Annotated in this window: 11 protein-coding genes; 9 read left to right on the top strand and 2 right to left on the bottom strand. The window is 39.6% G+C overall.

Translation table 11 applies throughout. From position 1 onward, the window contains the following. The 6 genes from SJY37_RS05485 (at window position 1) to hemF (ending at window position 5,509) form a co-directional block, all read left to right on the top strand. Window positions 1-675 (top strand): uroporphyrinogen-III synthase, encoded by a 675-nt coding sequence (locus SJY37_RS05485; RefSeq protein ID WP_379952868.1) that lies wholly within the window; start codon window positions 1-3, stop codon window positions 673-675. 100 nt (window positions 676-775) lie between these two features. After that, window positions 776-1,804: a uroporphyrinogen decarboxylase gene (gene hemE, locus SJY37_RS05480; RefSeq protein ID WP_298323139.1), complete on the top strand. Its 1,029-nt coding sequence runs from the start codon at window positions 776-778 to the stop codon at window positions 1,802-1,804. Further along, window positions 1,804-2,298, top strand: a complete 495-nt coding sequence (locus tag SJY37_RS05475) for a DUF6973 domain-containing protein (RefSeq protein ID WP_298323142.1) — start codon at window positions 1,804-1,806, stop codon at window positions 2,296-2,298. Before hemE ends, SJY37_RS05475 begins: the two co-directional genes overlap by 1 nt. Window positions 2,299-2,356: 58 nt before the next feature. Then, window positions 2,357-3,712, top strand: coding sequence for a TrkH family potassium uptake protein (locus SJY37_RS05470; protein WP_298323145.1), 1,356 nt, complete (start codon window positions 2,357-2,359; stop codon window positions 3,710-3,712). 1 nt (window position 3,713) lies between these two features. Continuing rightward, window positions 3,714-4,472 carry an EI24 domain-containing protein gene (locus SJY37_RS05465; protein ID WP_298323148.1) on the top strand — a complete coding sequence of 253 codons (759 nt, stop codon included), beginning with the start codon at window positions 3,714-3,716 and terminating at the stop codon, window positions 4,470-4,472. Window positions 4,473-4,603: 131 nt separating this feature from the next. Continuing rightward, window positions 4,604-5,509, top strand: coding sequence for an oxygen-dependent coproporphyrinogen oxidase (hemF, locus tag SJY37_RS05460; RefSeq protein WP_298323150.1), 906 nt, complete (start codon window positions 4,604-4,606; stop codon window positions 5,507-5,509). Window positions 5,510-5,595: 86 nt separating this feature from the next. Here hemF and SJY37_RS05455 read toward each other — a convergent pair whose 3' ends face one another. Beyond that, window positions 5,596-8,259 (bottom strand): DEAD/DEAH box helicase family protein, encoded by a 2,664-nt coding sequence (locus SJY37_RS05455; RefSeq protein WP_298323153.1) that lies wholly within the window; start codon window positions 8,257-8,259, stop codon window positions 5,596-5,598. A gap of 127 nt (window positions 8,260-8,386) precedes the next feature. Here SJY37_RS05455 and hemB point away from each other — a divergent pair, with 127 nt between their 5' ends. From hemB to SJY37_RS05440, 3 genes are all read left to right on the top strand, one after another. Continuing rightward, window positions 8,387-9,370, top strand: coding sequence for a porphobilinogen synthase (gene hemB, locus SJY37_RS05450; protein WP_298323156.1), 984 nt, complete (start codon window positions 8,387-8,389; stop codon window positions 9,368-9,370). A gap of 175 nt (window positions 9,371-9,545) precedes the next feature. Beyond that, a complete protein-coding gene (locus tag SJY37_RS05445) occupies window positions 9,546-9,998 on the top strand; it encodes a DUF3291 domain-containing protein (protein ID WP_298323159.1) in 453 nt (150 codons plus the stop codon). Continuing rightward, window positions 9,998-10,408 (top strand): c-type cytochrome, encoded by a 411-nt coding sequence (locus SJY37_RS05440; RefSeq protein ID WP_298323162.1) that lies wholly within the window; start codon window positions 9,998-10,000, stop codon window positions 10,406-10,408. The genes SJY37_RS05445 and SJY37_RS05440 overlap by 1 nt, the downstream gene beginning before the upstream one ends. 26 nt (window positions 10,409-10,434) lie before the next feature. Here SJY37_RS05440 and SJY37_RS05435 read toward each other — a convergent pair whose 3' ends face one another. Then, window positions 10,435-11,106, bottom strand: a complete 672-nt coding sequence (locus SJY37_RS05435; RefSeq protein WP_298323165.1) for an HAD family phosphatase — start codon at window positions 11,104-11,106, stop codon at window positions 10,435-10,437. Window positions 11,107-11,205 lie beyond the last annotated feature (99 nt).

Raw genomic sequence — 11,205 nt, 5'->3', positions numbered from 1 at the left:
GTGCTATCCACAAAAAAATTAAAACCTAACCAGCGAGAATTACTTCTCAATGCAGGTTTACAATTTGTGGAATATGATGCGATACGCACACAAGAGGTTGCTTTTACGCTTTCGCGAAAGCTAAAAAATGTGATCATCACTAGTCAAAATGGAGCACGCGCTTTACTTAACAATCTTTCTAGTGAACAATTAGAAAGTATAGAAAGTTGTTTTACTGTTGGCGAAAAAACAACAGCGCTTTCAGCCGAAAATGGGGTAAAAACGACAAAAACAGCTCTAAATGGAGAGGAATTGGCTCGTTTTATAATAGAAAACCATAAAAACGAACCATTCACTTACTTCTGTGGGAGACAGCGCAGAGATGAGTTACCTACATTGCTCAAAGAAAATAATGTAGTGTGCAATGAAGTGATTGTTTATGAAACACATCAAATGACACAGTCTTTTGACCGTACATTTGATGGTATATTTTTTTTTAGTCCGAGCGGTGTTAACGCTTTCGCGAAAGCGAACAAAAACACACGAGCAATAGACAGCACAGCATTTTGCATAGGCGAGACCACTGCAACAACGGCAAGACTACACTTTAAAAAGGTAGTTGTGTCTAATGCAACAAGTATAGAAAGCACGATTGCTAAGGCGGTGAAAACATTAAAAGAAGAATCTAGAATTTAAGCGTCTAGAAAAACATAAAATCGTCCCCTCGAGCGCAGTCGAGAGGTTTATTATAAGAGTACAATTAAGTTCTCGACTGCGCTCGAACAGACCTAGAGATATGAGCATAAAAAACGACCTATTTTTAAGAGCACTTAAAGGAGAAACTGTAGACCGTCCACCAGTATGGATGATGCGTCAGGCTGGAAGATACCTTCCAGAATTTATGGAAATCAAAGCAAAGTATGATTTCTTTACACGCTGCCAGACTCCTGAGCTTGCAAGTGAGATTACCGTACAGCCTATACGTCGTTATGGGATGGATGCTGCTATCTTATTTTCAGATATCCTGGTGATACCACAAGCAATGAATATTGATGTAGAAATGAAGCCTAATATAGGTCCATGGTTACCTAACCCTATACGATCTGCTAAGGATGTGGAGCAAGTAATTGTTCCAGATATCGATGAGACGCTAGGCTATGTGATGGACGCCATCAAGATGACTAAAGAGAAACTTAATGATGAGATTCCATTAATTGGTTTTGCGGGTTCTCCATGGACGATTCTTTGTTACTGTGTGCAAGGTCAAGGCTCAAAAAACTTTGACAAAGCAAAGGAATTTTGTTTTACACAACCACTAGCAGCTCACGCTTTACTTCAAAAAATTACAGATACTACCATTGCTTACCTTAAGAAAAAAGTGGACGCAGGAGTAAATGCAGTACAGGTTTTTGATAGTTGGGGAGGAATGCTCTCTCCAGTAGATTATCAAGAATTCTCGTGGCAATACATACAGCAAATTATCGATGCGCTTAAAGATGAGGCACCAGTAATTGCTTTTGGGAAAGGGTGCTGGTTTGCACTTGATAAAATGGCAAAATCTGGAGCATCTGCACTAGGAGTAGACTGGACGTGCTCTGCACGCAATGCCCGTTATCTTACTGGTGGCAATATCACATTACAAGGAAACTTTGATCCTACTCGTTTATTCTCTCCTCCTAGTGAGATTAAGAGAATGGTGCACGAGATGATTAATGAATTTGGAAAAGACAAGTACATTGTAAATCTTGGTCACGGTATTTTACCTAACATTCCTATTGAAAATGCAGGAGCATTTATTGAAGCGGTAAAAGAATACAAAGCATAATGAACGTCTGGGCTGTTGTCAAATCTATGGATTTTAAACAGCTGTGGAGCCTTTTTTGGCTCAGTGCACGCCATCCTAGATTTATTTTACCCACAATAAGAGGTACGCGTCGCACAATTACAATTTGCGATGAGTTATATGGTGACAAACAGCACCTCAACGGCCCAGAGAATGCCTTTCGCCATGCCTTGTGGAATGTCCTTCTCGTTCATTTTAGCACTCAAAAAGGCTTGCCTTTACAACGATCACTAGCTTGGGCAAAAAAAATCACAGACTGGCATGAAGATTTTTCACCAAACGCTGCCCTAGCAAGAGCGATGGACTTGCACAATAACCGTGTAGGTCGTGATATAATAGCCCAGTTTTACCCTGAAGAAGAGCATTTCTTTGTAGCGCACTTACTTAAAATGGTTCCGCTTTCGCAAAAGCTTACTGACGCATATAATACTTCGTTAGAAAAAGATGTACTAGTCCATATAGACGAGATAATTTAACGATACCAAAACACTTCTTTAATATCTTAAATAATAGTTTTGCAGTTAATTTACTAGTATGAGAACACGTTACAATAAACTTAAATTGCGGTACATTGCACTAAAAAGAGGTTGGACACCGCAACAAAATTTATTTTACGGATTTCTTACATACGTTGGTGTCGGGACGATTCTTTTATGCCTTCCTTGGCTACAAAAAACGAGTGCTCCTATACTTGACCATCTCTTTACTGCTACATCTGCGGTAAGCACTACAGGACTTGTTACGATATCTATTTTTGATTCTTACAATGTAGGAGGTCAATTTGTAATTATGACACTATTCCAACTAGGTGGGATAGGTTATCTTACGTTTACGACATTTATGCTATTATCTACCACTCATAAGATAACGCCTTGGCATAAAAGCATTTTAAATACAGAGTTTACGCTTCCTGTGACAATAAAAATTAAGGATTTTTTAAAATCTGTTATTCTCTATACTGTAATTATGGAAGTGCTAGGAGCGATTCTTTTCTTTATCGCCTTTAAAACGGATGGCATGGATACGGGAGAGGCGATCTGGTCATCCATTTTTCACAGTATAAGCGCATTTTGCACAGCTGGCTTTAGTTTATTTAATAGTGGGTTTACAGATTATGTAGATAATGGTCTAATCAATTTTACAATTTCTATGCTTGCTATTTGTGGCTCTTTAGGATTTATAGTGATTACAGATGTTGGTTTATGGATTAAAAATAGAGCACATTCCCTAAGTTTCACTACAAAGATTGTGACTATGGGGTCGCTTATACTACTAGTATTTGGATACTTATTCTTCTATTTTCTAGAACCGTCAATCTCAAATTTAAGCGGATCTGCTCGTGTGAGCGCTGCTTTTTTCCAATCTATGACTGCGATGACAACCGTAGGATTTAATACAGTTGATTTTGGCTCTTTTGTCTTACCTATGCTCCTTGTAACTATATTTTTAATGTACATAGGTGCCTCTCCTTCTGGTACAGCTGGAGGAATGAAAATTACCACACTAACCGCTGTATTTGCCATCATGAAGAGTAGGCTTAAAGGTTCTAAAAATATCACATTTTTAGGTAGGCGTATTCCTTATGAACGTCTTTATGTTGCGACGTCATCATTTATATTTTATACAACGCTCATTTTTGTAGGGACGTTTATTCTCACATTCTCAGAAAGTTTTGACTTTGAAAACATTCTGTTTGAAGTTGCCTCTGCTCTTGGAACTGTGGGAGTAAGCACAGGTATCACAGGAGATTTGAGTAGCATAGGAAAAATTGTAATCATTATTCTTATGTTTATAGGGAGGTTAGGAGTACTTACCTTTGGGTTAGCCATTTGGTCTAAAAGAATAACCCAAGATGACCGCAAGATTCTTAAAGAAGATATAGCTGTATAATATGATAAAAGGCATTCTCAACGGACTACAAACCTATAGAACATCATTTGGATTAATTTCAAAGCTGGGGCTTTGGAAATACTTTGCAATTCCTATGACCATAAGCTTTATTACAGCAGCAGCTATAGGATTATCTGCATGGGGATTTTCTGATAATCTAGGCCACTGGATTGCCCAGATATGGCCTTGGGAATGGGGCGCACAAGGTTTTGACACCATTGCTCAAATCTTAAGCGCACTCTTAATAATTGCCATAGGTCTTATTCTGTACAAACACATTATCATGGCGTTAAGCGCGCCATTCATGAGTCCTGTGTCAGAAAAAATAGAGGCACATTTAAAAGGAGAACATCACGCACACAGAGACACAAGTAATGCAGAGCAACTCGTGCGAGGTGTGCGTATTAACGTGCGTAACTTAGGGCTGGAATTACTCATCACCATCCCAATTTTATTACTCAATCTTATTCCAATTATAGGCAGCATAGCGGCAACCGTATTACTTTTTCTCACACAGTCCTATTATGCAGGTTTTGGTAATATGGATTACACCCTAGAACGTCATTTTAAATATCGCGAGAGCATTGATTTTGTAAAGAGTAACAAAGGACAAGCCATTGGGAATGGGATGGTCTTTATGTTGTTTTTACTAATTCCCATAGTGGGAATTATATTAGTATTACCTGTTTCTGTAACTGCGGCAACTGTGCAGACGGTAACACTGCTCGATAAAAAGAAAAGTATAGTGCCTGTAAATTAGCTCGTAATTACTAGATGTAGTTTGAGAAGTGGAAGCCAAAAATTCCAGAATATCCTAACCTGAGAGGTGTAATCTGAGTAAAACATAAAAATTAACAATACACCCTTTATTTTGGGTTTGAAAAGCATATAATGAAAGAACAATTTGTAGCCTACATTCTCAATCTTCAAGATCAAATCACTTCAAAACTGGAGCAACTTGACGGTAAAGCAACATTTCAAGAAGATAACTGGAAACGCCCTGAAGGTGGTGGTGGTCGCACACGTGTGATTGAAAATGGAAATATTTTTGAAAAAGGAGGTGTAAACACCTCACAAGTGCATGGTATACTTCCTGAGGCAATGCAAAAACACTTTGGTGTGAAAGATGCAAATTTCTTTGCCTGCGGTCTCTCACTAGTGCTTCATCCTAGCAGTCCTATGGTGCCTACGGTGCACGCAAACTGGCGTTATTTTGAGATGTATGACAGCGAGGGTAACATTGTAGATCAGTGGTTTGGTGGAGGTCAAGATCTCACGCCATACTATCTTTTTGATGAAGATGCTACACACTTTCACCAGACTTGCAAAACTGCATGTGATGCACACAATGCCGACTTTTACCCAAAATACAAAGCACGTTGTGATGAGTACTTTTACAACGCACACCGCAACGAAGGTCGCGGTATAGGAGGCTTATTTTTTGACTATTGCAAAGCTACCGAAGGGCGCTCTATGCAAGATTGGTACAACTTTGTCACCACTGTGGGCGATAGTTTCTTAGAGGCGTATGTCCCTATTGTGGAGCGTAGAAAGGATACCGCTTTCGCGAAAGAACAAAAAGACTGGCAAGAAATACGCCGTGGTCGTTACGTAGAATTTAACCTTGTACACGATAAAGGAACCCTCTTTGGGCTAAAAACTAATGGCCGTATTGAAAGTATCTTAATGAGTCTTCCGCCTGTAGTACAGTGGAAATATGATCATCACCCAGCACCTGGAAGCGAAGAAGAACGATTAATTAAAGTACTGCAACAACCGAAGGAGTGGGTTTCTTAAACACCAAAACTACTTATTGGTCATAAATTACCCTGTGTGACTTATGACCAATGAGTCTTCACATTTTCGCGAAAGCGAAAAACCTCTTACCTCCATATAGCACTCGTCTTGGTTTTGAGGCCATTCTCGGTATTCAAATAGTGAAAACGTGCTTTAAGTAATTTCTTCCTTCCATCGCGGGTTCTTGTAAAGGTGAGTGTTGCCTCTTCACTCACAAAAATCTTCCAGTACTTGAAAAACAAGGCAGCATCTTTCTTGTTGGCTGTAAATATAGACGGGACGCTGTAGTAGTTTGCAAGTCCAAATTTCTCTTGAAACCAACCCGATTGTTCAATCATATAGCGTGCATTATCTACGGGTTCTAGAAGTTCTTGCAGGCAGTTTACAAAGAGTATTTCCTCCTTTGCCGTGGCGCCTGTGAGAAAACAAGCAATCTCCCCGTTAGGTAAATACTCTACGCCGAGCTTCATTCGTTGTAGTTGGGTGGTAATGAGTAATCGCTCACGCAGTGACTTTAAAACCACTTGCCCCATTTTATACACTTGCTTATCGATGCGACCAAATTTAAGGTACTTGACAATCGCCTTATAGGTTTTGGGCGCTAACGCGAGGACAATAGAGCCGAGGGTGGCGTATATAAAAAACAACATTCCTTTAGAAAAATAGCTGCCTACATTATTAATAATCACCTCTGGGATAGTCATAGTAATGACCGCGCCTAGCTGCATAAAACTATACTTTACAGCATCTTTATAATAGACCTTTTGTGTTTCGACTTCTTTCTTCTTGTTACTGGGGCTAAAATCAAACTTTAGTTCTCTTACGAGTAACTTTCCAGTCCCTATTGCCTTTTTCCAGCGCTCTTTAATATGGCTTCTCTTTGCTGCTAGCTGCAGCATTTTATTATTAAGTACTTCTTTATTGACAATAGTTGTAGGCAGTGCAAAGCGGTCGGCGCCATTTTCTATAAAAGGATCATCCTCTAAGGATACGCCACAAAAGGCGTCAAAACGTTTTACAAGTTTTGCCACATCTTCACCACCGCCATCAATGGTAGGGTCTATACACGCGAGATGCCAGATGGAAGCCACTTTTTCTGGATTACCAGATTGTACGCGTATTGCACGACCGCGCATCTGGTTAGACATAACAAAAGAACTCACGTAAGAACCGAGAACTAGTGTGTTAATAGCGGGAGCATCCCATCCTTCCCCTAGCAGAGCTGCTGTACCTACCAAAATTTGTATGTGACCATCTGTAAATAACTGAGTAATCACACTCACAATAATGCTCTTTGCACGCTCCTTTGTTTTTACAATGATAAACTGCGTCCCATCAAGAGGTGTAATGGTATAATCATCATTTGATAGTACTTTGATGATTTCGCTTTCTAAGCGCTTGTGTACAATAACAAGTGTACCCGTGAGAACGGCTAGTTTTTCTAATCTGTTTATTCCTTGCCAGCGTTCTTCGTGTTGTGCAAGCGAGTGTCGCAAGTGATAAAAAATAGGAACAACACCAAGTTTATTTACATCTGCCAGGTCATCGTTTACACTTTCTAAAAATTCTTTTCGCACATAATCAGTGAGGATTACTGCACGAAGATCTGCTCCCATTTCTTGGGATTCAAAATCTATGATCTCACAAATACTTTTAAGTTTATTAGGGCTTTGCGCAAGTGATTTATAGAGCTGACGCTCTCCTTTAAAATTCACTCGGTTATTATCAAAGGCACCAACTCTACGTAACTGCTTTTCTACATCCAGCAGCATCTCCTCATCTTCTAGAAAAAGCTCTCTATCTGTAACGAGTATGGGTTGTAATAATCGCTCTGCCCATTCTTGATTAAAAAGTGGCAATTGTGCCTTCTCGGTATCTACTCCCAGCACCTCTATTTTCTCTTTTGGAATCTCATGGCCACGTGCTTGAAGATACACGAGAATGGCAACGTAAAAATCTGGTTTCTCATAAATAGGATCTAGTAATCCATCTGTCAATGTGTACAAAGTATGTTCTAAAACGAACGTTCCAAAATTATCATTTTCTACCAATGAATCAATGAAACCCTTTGATTTTACTCGGTATTTAAGAATGTATTGAATTTGAGCTTCGTCTGGTTCGGAGAAATAAATGTAATCTTGGTGTGCGCATAGATTTCCCTCTCTTACTAATTCTGGAACGCTTATTTCAATATCTATCGGGCCGCATAATTGGAAATATTTGGCTATTTCTCGTTGCTCACTATCATAAGGTGGTGTGGCGGTCAATGCGGTGAGTGTTCCCTCTAGTTTTTTGAGGGCAAAAAGTGGTTTCCACCACTCATTTTTAAGGTGATGTGCTTCGTCTAATACAATATGTTTGATGCCCGCTTCCGCGAAAAAAGCTACCAGCCGATCCATATCGCCTTCCATTTCATTTTTTGAAAAAGCATGTAGTGACTGGTAAGTAGCAAAAGTGATGTGTGCAGGCTCTTTTATATTTCGCGAAAGCGGAATAGTACAATCTTCCTCTCTTACAAAGCACTCAAACATACGTTGCTCCCACTGGTTTCTTATTGTAATTGTAGGTGCAAGTACAAGCGTCTTCTGGTTAACACGGCGCATCATCTCAAGGCCAAGTACTGTCTTTCCAGACCCTGGAGGTGCGACTACATGCAAATGGTCGTCTGCAATGTGATCATTAAAATCCTTTAAAAAGCGCTCCTGATAGGTGCGCCACGGGTATATGAAATGAAAGGCTTCTTTAAGCAAAGGGAGTGGAAAATTAATTGGTAAATTTGTTTAAATATAAGGCACACAATTCGAAGTACGAACGACTATTTGTAAAAGAGTTGTGGTCACCTAACGAGACGATTATAAATCTATATACCTCTTTTTTATGCTACGCAGAAATCGCAGACTACGCACCTCAGAAGCTATACGTTCTATAGTGCGCGAGACATACATCACTCCTAATGATTTTATTGTTCCACTTTTTGTGGTAGAAGGAAAGGGTGTGAAAGAAGAAATTAACTCTATGCCTGGGTATTACAGGTATAGCTTAGAGCTCATAGCCAAAGAGGTAAAAGAGTTGTGGTCAATGGGATTAAAATCTGTACTGCTTTTTGTAAAAGTACCAGATAACCTTAAAGATAACTCTGGAACAGAGGCTCTTAATAGTGACGGGCTCATGCAGCGTGCTATTAAAACAGTAAAAAATGCATGCCCAGAAATGGTTGTGATGACAGATGTGGCATTAGATCCGTATTCTTCTTTTGGCCACGATGGGATTGTAGGTAATGGAGAGATTGTAAATGACGACACTGCCGCTGTTCTTGCCGAAATGGGACTAAGCCACGCTCGTGCAGGTGCAGATATTCTTGCGCCAAGCGATATGATGGATGGTCGTATTTTTGAAATGCGTAGCCTCCTTGAAGATGAAGGTTTTTATAACACTGGCATTATGAGCTATAGCGCAAAGTATGCGAGCTCTTTTTATGGCCCTTTCCGTGATGCATTGGATAGCGCCCCTGTTGATCTCAAAGATGTTCCAAAGGATAAGAAAACATATCAGATGGATTTTGCAAATCGTGATGAGGCGATTAAAGAAACACTCATGGATGTAGAAGAAGGAGCAGATATTGTAATGGTAAAACCAGGACTATGTTACCTAGATATTGTGCGTGATTTACGAGAAGCAGTAAATGTACCTATTGCTGTATATCAAGTGAGTGGCGAGTATGCAATGCTCAAAGCCGCTGCCGAAAAAGGTTGGCTAGATCATGATAGCGTGATGATGGAGCAAGTAATTGCCATTAAACGTGCTGGAGCAACCATGATGGCAAGTTACTTTGCAAAGGATGTCGTAAAGCTGATTAGTTAATTAGAATAACACAACGACCTGCGAGGTATAGTCTGAGGAACGAAGACTTCCTTGTAGGTCTGAACGACAAGCATTACCAAAAATTAATAACAACTTGGTTTGGTAAATCCGCTGTAATAACCAGACCTACAAGGTTGCCTATTGGCAAAACCTCGCAGGTCTAGAAAGTAACTATATGAACTACCACCTCGCTCAAGTAAACGTCGCCCGAATGAAAGGGGTCTCTATAAATGATCCTGAGATGAAGGATTTTAGAGATCATACAGATGAGGTAAACGCGCTTGCAGAACAATCTAAAGGTTTTGTGTGGCGGGATGTTTTTGATGAGAATGCCGCACCACAACCTAATGCGCTAGCAGATGAACAAGTACTTATAAATTTCTCCGTGTGGGAAGATGTTGAGTCGCTTAGAGCGTATACTTATACGACGTTCCACACTGCCATCATGAAACGCCAGAAGGAATGGTTTCAAAAATATGGTGAGGCACATTATGCGTTATGGTGGATAAAAGCTGGAACTACTCCCACAGAAAAAGAAGCAATCGAAAGACTTGGTTATCTCCAAGAAAATGGTGCTAGTGAGCATGCATTTACTTTTAAAGAAGTCTTTGAAAAGCCTCATTTTTAATGAAAAGTAATACGTCTGTAATATATGCCGTAGCTCTTCTAGGATTTTTCTTACTAGGGATTATTTTATGGAATATAGATTACGATGAAGATAGTTATGTAGAATGCTCAACACCGCTACCTCCTGTGCTATTTTGCGGCACTGTGAGTCCGTACAATAAAGATCTTTCAGACCAAGAGCTTGCTGGGGAGGCTATTTATCAAGCAAATTGTGCCGCCTGCCATAAAGTGCAAAAAAGGATGACTGGACCTGCTCTTTTAAAAGTATTGCAGGCCTATCCTTCTGATTCATTATTTCACAAATACCTGATCAAATCTAAACCGTTAGAAGGCAAAAGGTGCTTTCAGTTTGAAAAACTAACCCTAGAGAATGCTTCTCAGTTGAGAGATTTTATCGCCGCTTATAAATAATTCCGCTTTCGCGAAAAAATGAGTTTCTAGAAAGAAAAACGCGATTCAATATGAGCTCGTGCTTCTCTTAAATCTGTGTAGAGTGCATCTGCTCTTTGCAACCTCTTATGTTGTGTAGTATCATGTTGTACTATTAAACACTGCAATCCTGCGTCTTTTGCAGAAGTCATACCGCTGTGAGTATCTTCTATAGCGATACAATTTTCTGGCTGGAGGCCTAGATCACTAAGTGCTTTGAGGTAAGATTCTGGATTAGGTTTTGTATCCTTTACATCTGAGGAAGTCACTGTAATCTCAAAAAAGTGTGCGAGATCTTCCTTACCAAAGATAATGTCTACCATCTCACGATCACTTCCTGTGACAAGTGCTAGTGTAATTCCTTTGTCTCTATAATAATTGAGCGTCTCTATTGCATGAGGCATAAATGTAACTGGCGAGTTACGAAGGTTTTTATAAGACAACGCTTCTTTTTTCTTAAGCGTTTCTTCAAAGGGAACATCAAGATTATGCTCCTTGATAATTTGTTCTAATGCATAGTACGCTGGCTTTCCAGCCATGGTGTTTGCATACTCTTCCCACGTATATTTGATATTAAACGGCACTAGCAACTCATTAAATGCATCAAAATGCAATGATTCGGAGTTTACTAAAGTTCCGTCAAAATCAAAAAGTACTGCCTTTAATTCTTGCTTTTTCATATCTAATTATAAGAGATGCGAACCTACCCAAAAATCAAGTGTTTGGTCTTAAATTATTGTTATGATTTAGCAATGATGTGATTAATTACGCTTTCGCGA

The organism is Dokdonia sp. R78006, from assembly GCF_042466145.1.
Classification (GTDB): domain Bacteria; phylum Bacteroidota; class Bacteroidia; order Flavobacteriales; family Flavobacteriaceae; genus Dokdonia.
Note: the sequence above shows the minus strand (reverse complement) of the source record. Positions and strands in the feature narration are given on the sequence as shown.

What these genes read in the sequence shown, in the direction of transcription:
- hemF (WP_298323150.1), top strand. Translation starts at nt 4,604, where the DNA reads ATGAAAGAACAATTTGTAGCCTACATTCTCAATCTTCAAGATCAAATC.
- SJY37_RS05440 (WP_298323162.1), top strand. Translation starts at nt 9,998, where the DNA reads ATGAAAAGTAATACGTCTGTAATATATGCCGTAGCTCTTCTAGGATTT.
- SJY37_RS05475 (WP_298323142.1), top strand. Translation starts at nt 1,804, where the DNA reads ATGAACGTCTGGGCTGTTGTCAAATCTATGGATTTTAAACAGCTGTGG.
- hemE (WP_298323139.1), top strand. Translation starts at nt 776, where the DNA reads ATGAGCATAAAAAACGACCTATTTTTAAGAGCACTTAAAGGAGAAACT.
- SJY37_RS05470 (WP_298323145.1), top strand. Translation starts at nt 2,357, where the DNA reads ATGAGAACACGTTACAATAAACTTAAATTGCGGTACATTGCACTAAAA.
- SJY37_RS05435 (WP_298323165.1), bottom strand. Translation starts at nt 11,106, where the DNA reads ATGAAAAAGCAAGAATTAAAGGCAGTACTTTTTGATTTTGACGGAACT.
- SJY37_RS05445 (WP_298323159.1), top strand. Translation starts at nt 9,546, where the DNA reads ATGAACTACCACCTCGCTCAAGTAAACGTCGCCCGAATGAAAGGGGTC.
- SJY37_RS05465 (WP_298323148.1), top strand. Translation starts at nt 3,714, where the DNA reads ATGATAAAAGGCATTCTCAACGGACTACAAACCTATAGAACATCATTT.
- hemB (WP_298323156.1), top strand. Translation starts at nt 8,387, where the DNA reads ATGCTACGCAGAAATCGCAGACTACGCACCTCAGAAGCTATACGTTCT.